The sequence below is a fragment of the Daejeonella sp. JGW-45 genome, from assembly GCF_029360805.1.
In the GTDB taxonomy this organism is placed as follows: Bacteria; Bacteroidota; Bacteroidia; order Sphingobacteriales; family Sphingobacteriaceae; genus Daejeonella.
In genome coordinates this window covers 748,739-768,558 of the sequence record NZ_JARKNC010000008.1, presented here as the reverse complement: position 1 = coordinate 768,558, position 19,820 = coordinate 748,739, and the positions used below count along the sequence as shown (strand labels likewise).

General features: G+C 44.6%; 17 protein-coding genes and 1 tRNA gene. 6 read left to right on the top strand and 12 right to left on the bottom strand.

Annotation, left to right across the window (positions count from 1 at the left end; translation table 11 throughout):
- The first annotated feature begins 8 nt into the window (after window positions 1-8).
- On the top strand, window positions 9-407 hold the full coding sequence (locus P2W76_RS12995; protein WP_276348259.1) for a GxxExxY protein: 399 nt from the start codon (window positions 9-11) through the stop codon (window positions 405-407).
- Window positions 408-483: 76 nt separating this feature from the next.
- Here P2W76_RS12995 and leuB read toward each other — a convergent pair whose 3' ends face one another.
- The 12 genes from leuB to atpD form a co-directional block, all read right to left on the bottom strand.
- Entirely contained in the window at window positions 484-1,545 is a 1,062-nt protein-coding gene (gene leuB, locus P2W76_RS12990; RefSeq protein WP_276348258.1) for a 3-isopropylmalate dehydrogenase, read from the bottom strand.
- Window positions 1,546-1,634: 89 nt separating this feature from the next.
- Entirely contained in the window at window positions 1,635-3,128 is a 1,494-nt protein-coding gene (locus P2W76_RS12985; protein WP_276348257.1) for an alpha-isopropylmalate synthase regulatory domain-containing protein, read from the bottom strand.
- Window positions 3,129-3,177: 49 nt separating this feature from the next.
- Window positions 3,178-3,774 (bottom strand): 3-isopropylmalate dehydratase small subunit, encoded by a 597-nt coding sequence (leuD, locus tag P2W76_RS12980; protein WP_276348256.1) that lies wholly within the window; start codon window positions 3,772-3,774, stop codon window positions 3,178-3,180.
- Window positions 3,775-3,806: 32 nt separating this feature from the next.
- Window positions 3,807-5,213, bottom strand: coding sequence for a 3-isopropylmalate dehydratase large subunit (gene leuC / locus P2W76_RS12975; RefSeq protein ID WP_276348255.1), 1,407 nt, complete (start codon window positions 5,211-5,213; stop codon window positions 3,807-3,809).
- A 121-nt stretch (window positions 5,214-5,334) separates the two neighbouring features.
- Entirely contained in the window at window positions 5,335-6,843 is a 1,509-nt protein-coding gene (locus tag P2W76_RS12970) for a 2-isopropylmalate synthase (RefSeq protein WP_276348254.1), read from the bottom strand.
- A 39-nt stretch (window positions 6,844-6,882) separates the two neighbouring features.
- On the bottom strand, window positions 6,883-7,899 hold the full coding sequence (locus P2W76_RS12965) for an aconitase family protein (RefSeq protein ID WP_276348253.1): 1,017 nt from the start codon (window positions 7,897-7,899) through the stop codon (window positions 6,883-6,885).
- A gap of 91 nt (window positions 7,900-7,990) precedes the next feature.
- Window positions 7,991-9,046: a ketol-acid reductoisomerase gene (ilvC, locus tag P2W76_RS12960; protein WP_276348252.1), complete on the bottom strand. Its 1,056-nt coding sequence runs from the start codon at window positions 9,044-9,046 to the stop codon at window positions 7,991-7,993.
- A gap of 67 nt (window positions 9,047-9,113) precedes the next feature.
- Window positions 9,114-9,734, bottom strand: a complete 621-nt coding sequence (gene ilvN / locus P2W76_RS12955; RefSeq protein ID WP_276348251.1) for an acetolactate synthase small subunit — start codon at window positions 9,732-9,734, stop codon at window positions 9,114-9,116.
- Window positions 9,735-9,760: 26 nt separating this feature from the next.
- On the bottom strand, window positions 9,761-11,497 hold the full coding sequence (gene ilvB, locus P2W76_RS12950) for a biosynthetic-type acetolactate synthase large subunit (RefSeq protein WP_276348378.1): 1,737 nt from the start codon (window positions 11,495-11,497) through the stop codon (window positions 9,761-9,763).
- Between the two features lie 60 nt (window positions 11,498-11,557).
- On the bottom strand, window positions 11,558-13,237 hold the full coding sequence (ilvD, locus tag P2W76_RS12945; protein WP_276348250.1) for a dihydroxy-acid dehydratase: 1,680 nt from the start codon (window positions 13,235-13,237) through the stop codon (window positions 11,558-11,560).
- Window positions 13,238-13,798: 561 nt separating this feature from the next.
- Window positions 13,799-14,047: an ATP synthase F1 subunit epsilon gene (gene atpC, locus P2W76_RS12940; protein WP_276348249.1), complete on the bottom strand. Its 249-nt coding sequence runs from the start codon at window positions 14,045-14,047 to the stop codon at window positions 13,799-13,801.
- 77 nt (window positions 14,048-14,124) lie between these two features.
- On the bottom strand, window positions 14,125-15,630 hold the full coding sequence (gene atpD, locus P2W76_RS12935; RefSeq protein ID WP_276348248.1) for a F0F1 ATP synthase subunit beta: 1,506 nt from the start codon (window positions 15,628-15,630) through the stop codon (window positions 14,125-14,127).
- A gap of 615 nt (window positions 15,631-16,245) precedes the next feature.
- Between atpD and P2W76_RS12930 the strand changes: the two genes are divergently transcribed.
- The 5 genes from P2W76_RS12930 to obgE all read left to right on the top strand — a co-directional run bounded on the left by P2W76_RS12930 (window position 16,246) and on the right by obgE (window position 19,782).
- A complete protein-coding gene (locus tag P2W76_RS12930; RefSeq protein ID WP_276348247.1) occupies window positions 16,246-16,497 on the top strand; it encodes a hypothetical protein in 252 nt (83 codons plus the stop codon).
- Between the two features lie 223 nt (window positions 16,498-16,720).
- Window positions 16,721-17,635, top strand: a complete 915-nt coding sequence (locus tag P2W76_RS12925) for an SDR family oxidoreductase (protein WP_276348246.1) — start codon at window positions 16,721-16,723, stop codon at window positions 17,633-17,635.
- A gap of 117 nt (window positions 17,636-17,752) precedes the next feature.
- A tRNA-Arg gene (locus tag P2W76_RS12920) sits at window positions 17,753-17,826 on the top strand.
- Window positions 17,827-17,943: 117 nt separating this feature from the next.
- Entirely contained in the window at window positions 17,944-18,519 is a 576-nt protein-coding gene (locus P2W76_RS12915) for an adenylate kinase (RefSeq protein ID WP_276348245.1), read from the top strand.
- A gap of 249 nt (window positions 18,520-18,768) precedes the next feature.
- Complete coding sequence (gene obgE, locus P2W76_RS12910; RefSeq protein ID WP_276348377.1) at window positions 18,769-19,782, top strand: GTPase ObgE; 1,014 nt, start codon at window positions 18,769-18,771, stop codon at window positions 19,780-19,782.
- The last annotated feature ends 38 nt before the right edge of the window (window positions 19,783-19,820 follow it).

Genomic DNA, 19,820 nt, shown 5'->3' with positions numbered 1-19,820 from the left:
ACTTGATCATGATTCATGAGGAGTTGACGCATCAGATTATCGGTAGTGCTATGACAGTGCACAGTATTCTTGGAGCGGGTTTCCAAGAGGTCATTTATCAAAGGGCTTTGGCTCTTGAAATGAAGAAACGAGGTTTAGAATTTCACCGTGAAATGGAGATGGGTATTTTTTATGATAACACAGAAATCGGAACACGGCGCGTTGATTTTTTTGTTGAGAATATTATCATGCTTGAATTGAAAGCGCTATCCAAATTAGAAGATATACATCTGAACCAAGCTATGAATTATTGTCAAGCCTATAATTTGCCGGTCGGGTTGTTAATCAACTTTGGAGCTAAAAGCTTGGAATTCAAACGGGTCTATAATCTTAGCCATCCTGATAATAAAAAAAATGATAGAAGATAGATATGCAATCCTAAAGCAAAAAAATGGCAGAAATATAGAACGTAATCCTATAATCCTACCATCCTGCTATCCTAATTCAGACAATCTTACTCGCTAGCCAATCTCCAACCTCACTAGTCTTGTACGCCTTTTTATCCCCGGCAAGATCTTCAGTTACAATTCCTTCAGCAAGGCTCTTATTTACAACATCTCTTATCAGCTCCGCCTCCGCCTTTAATCCGAATGCGTCTTCAAACATCATCGCTGCTGACAGCACCGTTGCCAAAGGATTTGCAATATCTTTTCCCGCAGCTTGAGGATAAGATCCGTGTATAGGCTCAAATAAGCTCGTGTGCAGGCCGATCGAGGCCGATGGCATCAATCCCATTGATCCCGAGATTACCGATGCCTCGTCTGTCAGGATATCACCAAAGAGGTTTTCTGTGATCATGACATCGTAAGAACTCGGCCATTGTACCAGGCGCATAGCTACCGCATCCACGAACTCGTAGCTTACCGTTACCTCAGGATAGTCTTTTTCCATGCCCTGAACAGTTTCTCTCCACAGGCGGGAGCTTTCAAGCACATTTGCTTTATCCACGCAACATAATTTCTTGCTGCGGGTCATTGCCATTTCAAAGCCGAGCTTTGCCAGGCGGACAATTTCCTCACGGGTGTATGTACAGGTATCAAAGGCAGTATTTCCGTTGTCTTTCCTTCCTCTTTCACCAAAATAAATACCGCCAGTTAACTCTCTAAGAATGATCAGGTCAGTTCCTTCAATACGTTCCCGTTTTAAGGGTGAATTATCGATAAGGGAGGGGAAGGTAAACGTAGGCCGGACATTCGCAAACAAGCCAAGTTTTTTTCTCATCAGTAACAGGCCTTGCTCCGGTCGAACAGGTGCTTTCGGGTCATTATCATACTTCGGGTGACCGATTGCTCCAAAAAGGATTGCATCGGCCGCCAGGCAGATCTCGTGTGTAGCATCCGGGTAAGGCTCGCCTACTTCATCAATAGCACATGCACCTGTTATTGCTGGTGTCCAGGTAATTTCATGTCCAAATTTCGCAGCAATTGCGTCTGATACTTTTACAGCCTGGTCAATTACTTCCGGACCAATGCCATCTCCTGCCAATAGGGCGATCTTTAACTTCATAGTTTTATTTGTACGTTTTACGTTATAAGTTTTAGTTTTTGATAGTCAGTCCGGCACGTGCGGGGCAGCTACCCCCGGGGTATGATTACCTAAATAATATTCAACATTTTCTGCGTTGACTTGATCGCACAAACTGTTTGATCAGAATCCAGACCGCGTGTTATAAATTTCTTTGAGGGTGTTTCCCAGGTAATGATCGTTTCGCACAAAGCATCGGAGTTACTTCCCGGTGCGATACGTACGGCATAATCGATCAGTTTAGGAAGACAAAGTTCTTTTTTAGTATATACTTTAGTCAACGCTTTCATAAAGGCATCAAACTGTCCGTCGCCCTGCGCATTTTCTTCAAATAATTCACCGTTAATACGAACGGATATTGTTGCTGAAGGGCGGAGGCCTTTTGAATGTGTCAGCACATATGATTCAACTATGACCTTATCAGCATAGGTGTTACTGTCCAGAACATCAGAAATAATATACGGAAGGTCTTCTTTTGTAACCGTTTCTTTCCTATCGCCAAGCTCGATTACCCTTTGAGTTACTTTTTTTAGATCCTCATCACTCAATTTCAGGCCGAGTTCCTGAAGATTTTTCTCAATATTAGCCTTGCCTGACGTTTTGCCCAGGGCATACGTCCGTGTTCTTCCAAATCGCTCGGGCAGAAGATCATTGAAGTACAGGTTGTTTTTATTATCCCCGTCGGCATGAATCCCCGCTGTTTGAGTGAAGACATTTTCGCCAACGATCGGTTTATTAGCCGGAATGCGGACACCTGAGAATGTTTCAACCAGTTTGCTTACAGTATAGATATAAGATTCTTTGATCGCGGTCTCGACTTCCGGGATGAAATCGTTGATCACTGCTACAGCGCTCGACATGGAAGCATTCCCCGCGCGTTCGCCCATGCCGTTCACGGTAAGGTGCAGGCCGTTTATTCCGGCTTTGATGGCCTCCATTATATTGGCATTTCCCAGATCATAGTCGTTATGGGCGTGGAAATCAAAGTGCAGCTTGGGATACTTTTTTCTGATAGCATCGATAAAGCTAAACGTTTCGGCCGGTGTAAGTACCCCCAGCGTGTCCGGAAGCATAACCCGGTCCACCGGTTGTGTAGAAATGAAATCAATATACTGATAAACATAATCCGGCGAATTCCTCATTCCATTACTCCAGTCCTCCATGTAGACATTTGTGGATATGCCGTGTGATTTTGCCATTGCTATCACACTTGCGATCTCTGAAAAATGCTGCTCTGGGGTTTTCTTTAGCTGGTGAGTCAAATGGTTCATCGACCCTTTGGTTAGGAGATTCTGAACCTTAACACCTGCTTTATTCATCCATTCGATAGATACCCCATGGTCGACAAATGACAATACTTCTATGTTATCTGTATAGCCATTTGCATTAGCCCAATCCATTATCGCCTTAACGGATGCAAATTCACCATCTGAAACGCGCGCTGAAGCAACCTCAACCCGGTCTACCTTAAGCTCTTCCAGTAATAACTGAGTTATGGTGAGCTTTTCCGAAATAGAAAACGAAACTCCGGATGTTTGTTCCCCATCCCGGAGAGTCGTGTCCATTATTTCTATTTTCCTTTTCACTTTTTCGCGTTAAAATGTTTTCGTTTTATTATAAAGGCAGGTTTGCTGCAAATTCCTGGATCTCGCCCTTGATGTTCTGCAGATAATCGATATCGTCGAAACCGTTTATCATATTATCTTTTTTATAAGCGCTTATATCGAACCTTTCACTCTCACCGGTTGCAAGCAATGAAATGGTCTGCTCAGGGAGGTTTACCTCGATCTCAGTCTTCGGATCAGCCTCTATTGCGCGGAAGATCTTATCAGCAAATTCAGGGCTAACCTGGACGGGAAGAACACCGATGTTCAGGCAGTTATTCTTGAAAATATCTGCAAAAAAGCTGGACACCACGCACCTGAACCCGTAATCATATACCGCCCACGCAGCGTGCTCGCGCGAAGAACCGGAGCCAAAGTTCTTTCCTCCAACCAAGATCTTTCCGCTGTACATCGGGTTGTTCAGAACGAACTCTTTTTTCGGGGTGTTATCCGGATTGTATCTCCAGTCGCGGAACAGGTTGTCTCCAAACCCAACGCGTTCGGTCGCTTTCAAAAAACGTGCTGGTATAAGCTGGTCAGTGTCAACATTCTCTATTGCCAGAGGGACAGCTGTGCTTCTTAATACTGTGAATTTATCGTATGCCATTTCTATATCGTTAGACGGAACGAGCCGTCAGATTAAACTAATTCTTCTATAAGGTCTCTCGGGTCGGTAACTACACCAGTTACTGCTGCTGCTGCTGCTACCAGCGGACTTGCAAGCATGGTTCTGGAACCCGGGCCTTGCCTGCCCTCGAAATTCCTGTTTGAGGTACTCACCGCATATTTTCCTGCCGGGATCTTATCATCATTCATAGCAAGGCATGCGGAGCATCCTGGCTGACGTAAAACAAATCCCGCCTCGTTAAAGATATCGAGCAATCCTTCTTCCTTGATCTGCGCCTCCACGATATGTGATCCGGGAACCAGCCATGCAGTTACATGATCGGCTTTTTTCTTTCCCTTCACGATGGACGCAAATGCGCGGAAATCTTCTATGCGGCCGTTTGTACAGCTGCCAATAAATACGTAATCAACTTTTTTGCCTATCATAGAATCGCCTTCATGGAAACCCATATAGTTCAGCGATTTCTCGTAAGTTGCTACACCTCCCTCTACGTCTTCTGCGTCAGGAATGTCTTTTGAGATCCCGATTCCCATACCCGGATTGGTACCGTAGGTGATCATCGGCTCAATCTCTGATGCGTTGTAATTGTATTCCTTATCAAAGACGGCATCAGGGTCTGTCTTAAGAGTTTTGTAATAGGCAAGCGCTTTATCCCAGGCTTCGCCTTTCGGACTAAATTCACGGTCTTTTACATAGTTAATAGTAGTTTCATCCGGAGCGATCATACCTCCGCGTGCACCCATTTCTATACTCAGGTTACATACGGTCATCCGGCCTTCCATTGTCATGTTTTCGAACACTTCGCCGGCATATTCTACAAAATAACCTGTGGCACCAGATGTAGTAAGCTTTGATATGATGAACAGGGCAACGTCTTTTGGCGTCACGCCTTTCCCCAGCTTACCATTGATACTTATCCTCATCTTCTGAGGTTTTGGCTGCATAATACATTGAGTAGAAAGCACCATCTCAACTTCAGAGGTGCCGATACCGAAAGCTATAGCGCCAAATGCCCCATGAGTTGAAGTATGCGAATCGCCGCAAACGATGGTGGCGCCAGGCTGTGTAATTCCATATTCCGGACCTACCACGTGAACGATGCCATTTTTCTGGTGACCAAGTCCCCAATGGCTTATTCCATATTCGTTTGAATTTGACTCCAATGCTTTAAGCTGATTAGCAGAAAGCGGATCAGCAACAGGTAAGTGCTGATTCCATGTCGGTGTATTATGATCCGCCGTTGCGAAGGTACGTTCAGGATACAAAACCCGGATGCCCCTGCTCTTTAATCCTAAAAACGCTACGGGGCTTGTTACTTCGTGGATCAGGTGGCGATCAATAAATAACACGTCCGGGCCCCCTTCTATCTTACGAACCACGTGAGTGTCCCACACTTTGTCAAATAATGTCTTGCTCATTTTGTTTTAGTTTTACCTGCCTGCCGTCAGGCAGACGTTTTACGTTATACGTGGCTAATGCCAATCTTTAATTTTTATATTTCTTTCTATCTCGTCTGTCGGAAGCCCATTTCTCGCTTCTCTACACAAACTTATTCAGCGCATCCAAATACGCATTAGCAGATGCTCTCACTATATCAGTGCTGAATCCATATCCCATATATGATTTTCCCTCATCCGTGACACGCATATCAACTTTGCTGACATCATCACTTCCGCTATGGATAGCATGAATATTGAACTCTTTAATATTAAAATTCCGGCCAATGATCTTTTCGATGGCTTTGATCGTAGCATCAACCGGACCGTTTCCGGTAGCTGTTGCTTTGTGATCTTTACCTTTATAGTTTAGATCAATGGTGGCTTCGGGCGATGACTGGTCGCCGGTGACTACCTGGAGTGAATTAATAGCCAACCCGTTTTTGTAGTTCTGCTGGGTCTCATTGCCCATGAGAAAAAGGATATCATCATCCTTGATCTCTTTTTTGCCATCTGCAAGGGTCAGGAACCGTTCGTATACCTGATCCAGGTCAATACGGTCGACGCTATAACCCAGCCGTTCCAGGTGATGCTTTAACGCATGACGCCCACTACGCGCAGTTAATATGATCTCAGACTGATCAATACCAACATCCTCAGGATTGATGATCTCGTAGGTTTCACGGTGCTTTAACACTCCGTCCTGGTGGATACCGGAACTATGTGCAAATGCATTTTTCCCAACAATGGCTTTATTCGGCTGAACAGGCATGCGCATCATCCGGCTGACCATACCACTCAGTTCGTACAAGTGTTTACTGTTAACCTTATGATGAAAGTTAAGCGTCTTGTGAGTTTTCAGGATCATGACGATCTCTTCAAGAGATGTATTTCCTGCACGTTCGCCTATTCCGTTTATAGTACATTCGACCTGGCGTGCCCCATTTTCTATTCCTGCAATGCTGTTTGCTGTTGCAAGCCCGAGGTCATTATGGCAATGCACAGATATGATGGCCTGATCGATATTTTTTACATTTTCTTTCAGGAATCGGATCTTTGCACCGTACTGCTCCGGAAGGCAATACCCGTTGGTATCGGGGATGTTTACAACCGTTGCGCCGGCAGCAATGACCGCCTCGACCATTTTTGCAAGGTATTCATTATCAGCGCGACCAGCATCTTCTGCGTAGAACTCAATATCTTCTACAAAGCTCTTCGCATATTTTACAGCCTCCACAGCCCGTTCGAGTATTGCTTCCCGCGTGCTGTTAAATTTATACTTGATATGCATATCCGAAGAACCGATGCCGGTATGGATGCGGGGATGTTTGGCGAACTTCAATGCAGCTGCTGCGCTGTCGATGTCGCCCTTGTTCGCACGCGTCAAAGCACAAATGGTTGGCTCACGAACAGCTTTCGACAGCTCCACCACACTTTGGAAGTCGCCCGGACTTGAAATTGGGAAACCGGCTTCAATAACATCAACACCCAGGCTTTCCAGGGCCTTTCCAATCTCTATCTTTTCTACGGTAGATAACTGGCACCCCGGGACCTGCTCACCATCGCGGAGAGTAGTGTCAAAAATGTAAATTCGGTTCGGATCGTGTAACATATTTATTTTATTTTAAGGTTTAGCTTAACCAGCCATAACCTATTTGTAATGGATTTCTCCATTAAATGTCTTACAAGCAAGGGATAGTTCGAATTCTTCAACAGATTCCCCTTGGCTTAAAATATAATCGGTATCATTATACCCTTCGAGGATACCGGCAGTTTCGTAGGATACCGGAAGATCAGTTTCGGGTCTTTGACCAGGAATAAGTTTGGAGATCCCTATACCATAGTTCCCGGGTGTGATATCCTCGGCATCAAACTCCAATACCTCGTCAAATACAGAGGCTTCGTCGGAGAACAGGTTTTTCCAGGACTCAGGATATTCTATCAAACTACCGTCGGTCGTGAAACCCAGTTCTTTTAAATAGTCGAACGTTAATTCATCCGGAGCTATAATTCCGCCAACGGCACCGATCTCCCTGCTCATGTTGCAAACTGATATCCGTCCACCCATATCAAGGTTCAAAATAGTGTCGCCTGCAAACTCTACAAAGTACCCCCTGGCTCCCTGCGCAGATATCTCAGAGATCAGGTAGTGATTAATGTCTTTTACGCTTAATCCCTTTCCCAGTCTGCCGTTTACTTCAATCTTCATCCTTTTAGGCTTTTGGCGTAAAAGACATTGTGTTGCAAGCACCTGTTCTACCTGAGACTCGTTGATACTAATTGCCAGGACCCCAAAAGCGCCCAGGTTCTCAATGTTGTTAGCATCGCACACTACAGTTTGTCCCGGATAGGCAACCAGTCCGCCATTATATCCTGGTGTTGACTGCGGCATATCGATCCCGAAATCAATACAATTCCGGTTTAGCAGATCAACCTGGAAGCGTGCCAGATCACTTAACGGGATATGCGCGGTATATTCGGGCTCGGGTACTACAATGGTTTGCTTCACTCTGAAAACCGGTATATTACGCTTACGTAATGCTTCAAAAGCTACCGGGCTGCTTTCCTTATTGATAAAATGAGCATCAATGTATAAGATATCCGGAAAGCCGGAGTTTCTGCTTACAACATGTTCGTCCCAGATCTTATCAAAGAGTGTTTGCGCCATTGTTAAGTTGTACGTTTTAAGTTATACGTTTTACGTTTAGTCTAAAGTGGTACGTTAGACGTAAAACGTAAAACGTACCACTTACAACTTCTTATTTTTCCGGTTGGTTTTCAGGTCTCAAGCTTCTCACAGCTTGTCCCGCTTGCCATATTTCACTATCACGAACTGTTTTAAGTTCTGCTTCAAGCTTAACACGGTAATCCGGTTCGCTATTTAATTTAATTGTACGTTCAGCTTCTTTACCTGATGCTACGCTTTTGTATAACTCATCAAATACAGGCTGCGTTGCATCGCGGAATTTACCCTTCCAGTCTAATGCACCACGTTGTGCTGTAGTTGAGCAATTAGCATACATCCAGTCCATTCCATTCTCAGCAACCAATGGCATTAAGCTTTGAGTAAGCTCTTCTACTGTTTCGTTGAACGCTTCAGAAGGAGAGTGGCCATTGGAACGAAGCGTATTGTATTGTGCTTCGAAAATACCAGCGATAGCGCCCATTAAAGTACCACGCTCGCCTGTAAGGTCAGAGAATACTTCTTTACGGAAATCAGTCTCGAACAAGTAACCTGAACCAACACCTATACCTAATGCAATAGCACGGGTCCTGCCTTTTCCTGTAGCATCCTGGTGGACAGCGAAAGACGAGTTCAAACCCTTTCCTGCTAAGAACAAGCGGCGTAATGAAGTTCCTGATCCTTTAGGAGCAACAAGAATCACATCTACATCAGCCGGAGGAATGATGCCAGTTTGCTCTTTGTAAGTAATACCAAAGCCGTGAGAGAAATAAAGAGCTTTTCCCGGAGTCAGATATTTTTTAATTGTTGGCCAAAGAGCGATCTGACCAGCATCAGATAAAAGATACTGGATGATTGTTCCTTTGTCAGCAGCTTCTTCGATCTCGAAAAGAGTTTCGCCTGGTACCCATCCGTCAGCGATTGCTTTATCCCAGGTTTTGGAATCTTTACGCTGACCAATGATCACGTTGATGCCATTATCACGCAGATTTAATGCCTGACCCGGCCCTTGAACACCATAACCAATAATTGCTACAGTTTCATCCTTTAAAATTTCACGAGCTTTGTCTAACGGAAATTCTTCGCGGGTTACTACTTCTTCATTAACTCCACCGAAATTGATAGTTGCCATATTCTTCTTTTTTTACTTTTGTTGTGTTTCTTTATTTATGATTTTGTTTTAATATGCTATTGAAGGCCTACATCGTAAAGATCCTCTGGCCATTGTTCAGGTATTCATTTTCTGAAACTTCCTCTCCCGGTTCCAGCCGTTCAAATTCACGGAGCTTTCTGTTAAAGCCATCACTATGTTTGATGATCGCTACACGCGCGCTTCTTACGAATTCGATCAGGCCGAAGGGCTGAAGGATCTTAATAAGGGCGTCTGTTTCTTCGCGGTGGCCGGTAGTTTCAAATACCGTATAGTCCTTGCGGATCACCACAGCACGTGCGCCATTTTCGCGAAGTAAACGTTCTACGCTTGCCTTTTCAGCGATGATATCGGTAGGGACCTTATAAAGGGCAAGTTCCTGCCAGATCACATCTTCGTTAGTATTGTAGTACACCTTGAGTACCTCGACCTGCTTCTCGATCTGACGGGATAGTTTTCTGACCACATCCTCGGTCTCGTTCACCACGATATTGAAGCGATGTATACTTTCAATTTCTGAAGGAGAGGTGTTCAGGCTGTCAATGTTGATTTTCCTCCTGGTAAAGATGATGGCTATTCGGTTAAGAAGGCCAATCTGGTTTTCCGTGTATACAGTAATGTTAAATTCCTGTTTACCTGCCGGCTTTTCTGTATGATTCTGATTGCTCATATTGATCTCGTTTTAAACTGCAGGAATTATTTCAACCTGATTTCTGCCACACTGCATCCCTGAGGTACCATTGGAAACACGTTATTTTCTTTAGTAACCATAACTTCAAGCAGGAACGACCCCTTATGGTTCATCATTTCTTCCAGTGAAGCATTGAGGTCTGACCGTTCTGATACGCTTTTCCCAGCAATACCGTAAGCTGCGGCAAGGGCCACAAAATCAGGGCTTGTCATGTCCACGAAGGAATAGCGATTTTCATTAAACAGTTCCTGCCATTGGCGTACCATTCCGAGGAAACGGTTGTTAAGGATAAGGATCTTTACGTCAATCCCGCTCTGCATAATAGTTCCCAGCTCCTGCAGGGTCATCTGGAAGCCACCGTCGCCGATCACTGCAACAACATCCCTTTCCGGGGCGCCAAACTTAGCGCCGATAGCTGCCGGCAGCGCAAAACCCATTGTTCCGAGACCACCGCTGGTTACATTGCTCCTAGTCTTATTAAGTTTCGCATACCTGCAGGCTACCATCTGATGCTGGCCCACATCGGTCACTATTACAGCATCACCTTTTGTAAGCTCGTTCAGCTGATGAATAGCCTCTCCCATGGTAAGTTCTCCTGATCCGGGGTGCAGCTCCGCATTAATAACAGCTTCAACTTCTTTTTCTGTATATTCCTTGAATTTCGCTATCCATTCCGGGAATGTTCTTTCCTGGATAAGTTCCGTTAAGGCTGGCAGCGTTTCCTTGCAATCTCCCCACACAGGTACGGTCGTCTGAACGTTTTTGTCGATCTCAGAAGGGTCGATATCCAGATGAACCACTTTAGCCTGCTTAGCATACCTATCAAGCCTTCCGGTAACGCGATCGTCGAAACGCATCCCGATAGCAATCAGTACATCACACTCGTTGGTGAGTACATTCGGTCCATAGTTACCGTGCATTCCCAGCATTCCAACATTCAGCGGGTGATCTGTCGGAATAGCACCTGCTCCAAGAATTGTCCAGGCAGACGGTATTCCGCTTTTTTCTACGAAAGCTTTAAACTCTTTTTCCGCCTCTCCAAGTATTACACCCTGGCCCCAAAGAACAAATGGCTTCTTTGCTGAATTGATCAGGTCGGCTGCTTTCTGAATATATTCCTTGCGAATGATCGGTTTCGGTCTGTAGCTGCGGATATGATCACACGGTTTATAACCTGCAAAGTCGAACTTCTGGATCTGCGCATTCTTGGTTATATCAATAAGCACTGGTCCGGGTCTTCCGCTTCTTGCGATATAGAAGGCTTTGCTGATCACCTCCGGAATTTCTGTAGCATCAGTTACCTGGTAGTTCCATTTGGTTACAGGGGTAGTGATGTTTATTACGTCTGTTTCCTGGAAGGCGTCTGTACCAAGCAGGTGGGCAAATACCTGTCCGGTTATACAAACAAGCGGCGTGCTGTCTATCATGGCATCGGCCAGACCGGTAATAAGATTAGTTGCACCAGGGCCGCTGGTCGCAAATACAATACCTACTTTACCGGATGTACGGGCAAAACCCTGTCCGGCATGAATCCCACCCTGCTCGTGCCTTACAAGGATGTGGTTAAGCTTTTCTTTATAATCGTATAAAGCATCATATATAGGCATGATCGCTCCGCCCGGGTATCCGAAAATAACTTCGGTGCCTTCTGCGATCAAAGCTTCTAACAAGGCTACAGAGCCCGAAACTTCAACGGTTTTCGTTTCGGCTGAGTTGGGTATTTCCTGTTGCGCAATTTCCATAATAAATTCTTTTTTCATTTCCGGGGCTGACCTGATGAGCTGGTTCGTCCCTTCATCCATTTATGCTTCGTCTGTAACGCAGCCTTCGCTTGCGTTCTTTACTTGTTTGAAATATTTATATAATACTCCGTTCTTCACCGGCGGCTCCGGTTGTTTCCAGGCTTGTCGCCGGGCTTGCATTTCTTCATCCGGGATCATCAGGTTGATCGAATTTTTCGTCGCGTCAAGCTCTATGATATCATTGTCTTTAACCAAGCCAATGTTACCGCCTTCAAATGCTTCGGGTGTAATGTGTCCGACTACAAACCCGTGGGTTCCGCCCGAAAAACGGCCGTCCGTAATTAATGCTACAGAAGATCCCAGACCGGCACCAAATATTGCCGATGTTGGTTTAAGCATTTCTGACATGCCAGGGCCGCCTTTAGGCCCCACATACCGAATTACCACCACATCTCCTGCTTTCACCTTGCCGCTGTTTATTCCGGCTATCAGTTCAAACTCACCATCAAATACGCGGGCCGGACCTGTAAATTTCTCACCTTCTTTACCGCTGATCTTAGCAACAGATCCCTGGGGCGCAAGATTTCCGTAGAGCATTTGCAGATGACCTGTTTGTTTAACAGGCTTTTCGTATGGTACGATAACATCCTGCGTTTCAAAATTCAGGTCTACAGCATCTGCTACGTTTTCGGCTAATGTTTTCCCTGTTACTGTAAGGCAATCGCCGTGTATAAGCCCTTTGTTTAACAGGTATTTTAATACGGCAGGCAGGCCCCCAATGTTGTGAACGTCTTCCATCATGTATTTTCCGCTTGGCTTTAGATCAGCAATAACCGAAGTTTCGTCACTTATTTTCTGGAAATCGGCAAGCTCCAGTTTTACCCCTACCGACTTCGCCATGGCAATAAGGTGAAGCACAGCATTTGTTGAACCGCCTAATACCATTACTGTTACTATAGCATTGTGGAACGCTTTAGTTGTCATGATATCTCTCGGTTTGATATCCTTTTCAAGCAGGATCCGGATGTATTTGCCGGCTTCCAGGCATTCGTCCTGTTTCTCCTTGCTGAGAGCCGGGTAAGAAGAACTGTAAGGCAAGCTCATTCCCATTGCTTCAATAGCTGATGCCATGGTATTGGCAGTATACATACCGCCACAGGCACCCGCTCCCGGACAAGCATGCTCAATAATTCCCTGGAAATCTTCTTCAGCCAGGTTGCCGGCAATCTTCTGGCCCAGGGCTTCAAATGCTGACACGATATTTAGTGATTGTCCTTTGTAATTTCCCGAGTGGATACTTCCGCCGTAAACCATAATAGCCGGACGGTTTAATCTACCCATTGCCATGACAGCACCGGGCATATTCTTATCGCAGCCAGGTAAGGCGATCAGCCCGTCGTAATAGTGGCCGCCGCATACTGTTTCAATGGAGTCAGCGATCAGATCACGGGACACCAAAGAGAAACGCATTCCCTCGGTACCATTTGTGATCCCATCACTTATTCCTATAGTATGAAACATCAAACCAACAAGATCATTGTTCCACACGCCTTTTTTGACAATCTGTGCCAGATCATTAAGGTGCATGTTGCAGGTATTGCCATCATAGCCCATACTTACAATACCCACCTGAGCTTTCGCCAGATCCGCTTTTGTCAATCCGATGCCGTGCAGCATAGCCTGGGAAGCCGGCTGCGTCGAGTCTTGTGTTACTGTCTTACTGTATTTGTTAAGTTCCATTATATTTTTTATCTCTGTGTATCGCTGATTATTGGTCTCTCATATCCGGCCTTTTAAAAAAAAAGCCTCTCTGGGTGAGAAGGCGTCCGATTGTTTTAAGTAAATCTTCTGAATCTTACGCCTTTATAGTTGGAATGAGAATGACAAGTGAGAGAATATAAATGACGAATAGTTCAAATGAATTAAGCCTGATTTGAGCCGGATTTTTTATTAAACTGTTCATCGCGCAAACGTTTATATTGTTCGTTTTTATTAATATCTCAATTTAAAACCTTGCTTTATTTATAACAAGCTTTAATTGATATTTTTTTATTCCGAATATAATTTCGACAACCACTTATTGCCAAAATTAAATACTTGAATATAAGTATAATTTTAACTTTAATTTTGGTACGTATACCAAAACCGTTTTGGGTTCTCAGTTCAAAAAACTATGCTTGCATAGCATATAAACGATATTCTGCCTGAAATAGCTTCATGGAGCAAAATAACTGTAAGTTCAGAGCATAAAAAAGCCCTCCGGATCATAAGATCGGGAGGGCTTTTTTTAAGGTTGAGTTCTTAGGAGTTTTGAGCTCCTTCGGCTAATACCATTATGTTATTATCAAGTACCTCTATTACTCCGCCTTTAATCAAGATGGTCTCGTCAGTACTACCTGTACGAATGATAACTTTTCCATCTTCCAGGGTCGAAACTATAGGAGCATGATCCTTAAGTACCTCGAAAGATCCCATAGTACCAGGTACGGTTACAGATCTCACTTCGCCTTCGAAGACTTTTTTATCGGGGGTTAGTATTTCTAGTTTCATATATAAGGTATGAGGTTTCAGGTATCAGGTATCAGGTATCAGGTATCAGCAGCTGATACCTGATACCTGATACCTATTTATGCGTTCGCTTCAGCTAATAACTTCTTGCCTTTTTCAACAGCGTCCTCGATTGTTCCAACAAGGTTGAAAGCTGCTTCAGGGTACTCGTCTACTTCGCCGTCCATGATCATGTTGAAGCCTTTGATCGTGTCTTTAATGTCAACCAATACTCCTTTTAATCCTGTGAATTGCTCAGCCACAAAGAACGGTTGTGAAAGGAAACGCTGAACACGGCGCGCACGTCCAACTACTAATTTATCCTCTTCAGACAATTCGTCCATACCTAAGATGGCGATTATATCCTGTAATTCTTTGTAACGCTGTAAGATTTCTTTAACACGCTGCGCAGTACTGTAGTGCTCATCGCCAAGAGTTGCAGCATTCAGGATCCTTGAAGTAGAATCCAGTGGATCCACTGCAGGGTATATTCCAAGCTCAGCAATCTTACGAGAAAGTACCGTTGTTGCATCCAGGTGGGCAAAGGTTGTAGCCGGTGCCGGGTCAGTCAAGTCATCCGCAGGAACGTAAACTGCCTGTACTGATGTGATTGATCCGCGTTTAGTAGATGTGATACGCTCCTGCATCAATCCCATTTCAGTTGCAAGCGTTGGCTGGTAACCTACTGCTGAAGGCATACGTCCAAGAAGAGCGGATACCTCAGAGCCTGCCTGAGTGAAACGGAAGATATTGTCTACGAAGAAAAGGATATCTTTTCCTTGTCCTTCGCCATCACCATCACGGAAATATTCAGCTACAGTTAACCCTGACAAGGCCACACGTGCACGTGCACCCGGAGGCTCGTTCATTTGTCCGAATACCAGTGTAGCTTTAGAATCTTTTAATGCTTCTTTATCCACTGATGCAAGGTCCCAGCCACCTTCTTCCATAGAGTGCTTGAACGCATCTCCATAGTTAATTACACCAGACTCGATGAACTCACGAAGAAGGTCATTTCCTTCACGTGTACGCTCACCCACGCCGGCAAATACTGATAGACCGGAATATGCTTTCGCGATATTGTTCACCAGCTCCATGATAAGAACCGTTTTACCAACACCTGCACCACCGAATAATCCGATCTTACCGCCTTTTGCATAAGGCTCTAGTAAGTCGATTACTTTGATACCAGTGAAAAGCACCTCGGTTTCGGTAGATAATTCATCAAACTTAGGAGGAGTATTGTGGATAGGATACCCATCTTGTTTGTCAATTGTATCGATACCATCGATAGCTTCACCAACCACGTTAAATAAACGTCCTTTTATTTTGTCGCCAACCGGCATTTTAATAGCAGCACCTGTGTCGATCACATCCATTCCACGAACAAGTCCATCAGTTGAATCCATTGCAATCGCCCTAACGCGATCCTCTCCAAGATGTTGCTGAACTTCAAGAACGATCTTCTGACCGTTGGCTTTTACGATCTCAAGAGCATCATAAATTTTAGGTAAGTGTGCATTGTCAGTGAAGCTAACGTCGACTACAGGTCCGATGATCTGTGCTATTTTTCCAGAGTTTGGCATATAATTTTTGTAAAACTTTATTTAATCAACAATTTACACCCGTTTTAAAGGGTGTTTTTTGGTCTGCAAAAATACTCTTTATCCCCGTAAATCAAATACTTAATTGAGAAATTTTATGCAATAATTTGAGGAGGGATTTTTAGGATGTCAGGAGCGGGGATTTGGACGTGTAGAAACCGGGTTTGGCGCTCTTTCGTCCGATCTTGCCCAAAATGTTTTCGATCAATGTTACCATGTTGGGGGGATCGGTGTTGGGTAATCAGTAATCAGTAACCGGTATTCGGTGATCAGTAATCAGTGATCAGTAATCAGTAGTGACTAATGGACAGACTGATTACTGGTCACAGAGCACAGCACTGATTACTGATAACAAATTCCGGGTCACAGAGCGCAGCACTGATTACTTCAAAGACAACACATACCTTGCAAGCGCACTAATCTTGATGATAAAGCCGGTTTCTAATTAAACCCGATTATTTGAAAAGTAAGCCTTGTGATCCGTTCAGCCTTCAGCCGGGTGCCTTGCCTCATGCTTCGGTTCATATCTCCGGCTCATTCAAAACCAAAGGCGCAGTTAATTGTAGTGATTAGTATCGAAAACTAAACAAAAACATCATGAAAACAATCAATCAATTAAAGCCGCTTTCTATTTTAGGAAAAACCCTGATGTCGCTTGTCGCTATCTTAAGCGCTTTTGCATTATCTGTCAAATCCTTTGCCCAGTCAGTTCCCGATAAAGTAGAGGTAGATGTCGATGCCGGCGGCGATGCTGTCTGGTATGGGCAGCCATGGGTGTGGGTTGTTGGGATTGCTGTCTTTATTGTTATTATCGTAGCTATCACCCGTAATAATAACAGCAAGGCATAATAGTGAGTTGTACGTTTTACGTTATAAGTTGTATGTTCACGTGTTGACGCATAAGAAACAGCTGGTAAAGAAGTCACACGTGAAGTGTAATTTCTAAGTTTATCGATAATGCAATGTTTAGAAACTTATAACGTAAAACGTATAACTAAAAAATCCTTTTCTTTGGGGATTAAAAGCATGCAGTATTTTTAATCTGCCTGTTTTTAGGATTAAATACTTCCCGATGAAAAAAATACTAGTGACCGGTAGCAATGGCTTACTCGGCCAAAAACTGACGGACATTATCCTCCCGGATCCGGAAATTGAACTTATCGCCACGTCCGTAGGCGCTAACAGGCATCCCGTACCGGCGGGGTACATCTACGAGGAGTTCGACATAAGGGACGCCAACCGCTTAAATGAACTGATCGAAAAATACCGGCCTGATACTATTATCAATACCGCTGCAATGACCAACGTCGATACCTGTGAGATTGAACAAGAACTCTGCCATGCGCTGAACGTTGAAGCTGTGAAAAACCTGGTGGCAGCATGTGATAAACACGACGTTCATCTGATTCACATCTCGACAGATTTTATTTTTGACGGCGAAGATGGTCCATATACGGAGGATGCGGAACCCAACCCGTTGAGCTATTATGGTACGACGAAGCTTGAAGCTGAAAGCCTCCTTAAGGCATCTTCGTGCAGATGGGCTATCCTCCGGACAATTATCGTGTACGGTATCGTAAGTGACATGAGCAGGAGCAATATCGTGTTATGGGCGAGGGGAGCACTTGAAAGAGGCGAGCCTATAAATGTGGTAAACGACCAGTGGCGTATGCCTACCCTTGCCGAGGATCTTGCGATGTGCTGTATGCTGGCCGCTAAAAAAGAAGCTGAGGGCGTTTACAACGCGTCGGGCAAAGATCTGATGAGTATAATTGAACTTGTGGAGCGCGTTGCAGATTTTTACCAGCTGGATAAATCGTTGATCAGGCCCATTTCCTCCGCCAGTTTAAATCAACGGGCAAGAAGGCCAAAGAGAACCGGTTTTATCTTAGACAAGACTATTAAAGATCTTGGTTATCAGCCGAGGTCGTTTGAAGAGGGGATGAGGATCCTGGACAAACAACTGAAGCAGAGGGCCTCATCGTAATGATCAGCAAAGCGTTTAATCTCTTTTTGCCTGGCCGATAAACAGAAATAGGCACTATTTTCAAAAAACTTATGTTAGTTTGAAAAGAAAGCATATTTTTGCAGTCCGTTAAAAAAGGCACCTGTAGCTTAATTGGATAGAGCACCTGACTACGGATCAGGAGGTTAGGGGTTCGACTCCCTTCAGGTGCACATTAAAAAGCCTTTTCGTCCATCACACGGAAAGGCTTTTAAAATTTTAAATAAACCTATTCTTATCACCCATTCCACACTGGTGATACCAGGAGGAATAAAATTTAGAACATTCGAATGCTGAACTTAGTCTTGTTTGGCCCTCCGGGCGCTGGTAAAGGAACTCAATCCGAAAAAATAATCAAAAAATACAACCTGGTTCATTTATCCACCGGAGATATCCTAAGAGGCGAGATAAGCCAGGGCACCGAATTGGGTCTTGAAGCTAAGAAATTAATGGACCAGGGTATATTGGTACCTGACGAAGTTGTCATCGGTATGATCAGCAATAAGCTTGATTCAAATAAGGAGGCTAATGGCTTCATCTTCGACGGTTTTCCACGTACAGTAGCTCAGGCCGAAGCGTTGGACGACCTGCTGAAAAGCAAGTCGGCGACAATCTCAGGAATGATCGCACTTGAAGTTAACGACGAAGAACTGGAAAAGCGCCTTTTAAACAGGGGTAAGGATTCAGGAAGGCCGGATGACGCTAATCCGGAAGTGATCCGTAAGCGCATCGTTGAATATAACTCTAAGACTGCCCCGGTAGCAAACTATTATAAGGACCAGAATAAGTTTACCAGTATTAATGGCATCGGCACGGTTGATGAAATTTTCGCATCAATTTGCACTGTTGTCGATAATCTTTCGTAAATTATACTAGAAATATCCTGGTGCTTAGCGCATCAAGACTCCGCACGTTTTACTGAACCTACAGCACCTCCTTAAGCGTAGGATAAACGTAGGATGAGACTGGTCATACTATCAGTATACCATAGCTCAAGTATAGTCCAGATACAGGTTGAGTGCAGATACAGGCACAACACTTGCAGGATGGAACCTGTTAATGCTTTCAAAGAGAGAGCAGCGGCTTACATAGAGGATATAAAACTATACGCAGACATGTCTCAAAGCTCAAACTTCGTCGATTACGTAAAGATCTGCTGCCGCTCAGGCCACGGCGGAGCAGGCTCATCTCACCTGCATAGAGATATTCTTACATCAAAGGGCGGTCCCGATGGTGGCGACGGGGGAAGAGGCGGTCATATCATCCTCAAAGGAAACAGTCAGCTCTGGACATTACTGCACCTTAAGTATCGCAAGCACATCATTGCCGAGAGCGGCTTGCCAGGCTCGAGCGGACAACGGTCTGGCCGTACCGGTGAAGATGAAATCCTGGAAGTGCCGCTTGGTACGATAGCACGGAATGCGGAAACCGGAGAAATCCTTTTTGAGATCACCAAAGACGGCGAAACGAAGATACTCACAGCCGGCGGCCGCGGTGGTCTTGGTAACTGGCACTTTAAGACATCAACCAAACAAACTCCCAGATACTCTCAGCCCGGCGAGCCGGGTAAAGAGGAATGGATGGTGCTGGAATTGAAGATCCTGGCAGATGTCGGCCTTGTTGGCTTCCCGAATGCCGGTAAATCAACACTGCTATCCGTTGTATCTGCGGCAAAGCCGGAAATTGCAGATTACGCATTTACTACACTTGCGCCCAATCTGGGCATCGTTTCTTATAGAAATAATAAATCCTTTGTAATGGCCGATATACCGGGCATCATCGAAGACGCGTCTAAAGGCAAAGGACTTGGTATCCGTTTCCTGAGACATATTGAGCGTAATTCCGTACTTCTGTTCCTTGTTCCGGCAGATACAAGCCGTAGTATTAAAGAGGAGTATGCAATACTGCTGAATGAACTGGAGCAATATAATCCCGAGCTTATTCATAAACCGCGCGTTTTGGCTATAAGTAAATCGGATATGCTGGATGATGAACTGGTCACAGAAATGAAAGCCGACCTGCCTGACATTCCTTCCTTGTTTGTTTCATCAGTAGCACAAAAGGGATTGCTTGAGTTAAAAGACCTCCTTTGGAAGGTTATTAACGATTCGGATTCTTCCTCCGCCTGATCCTATCGTAAGACACAATTCTTTAATGGGGGAGAAAG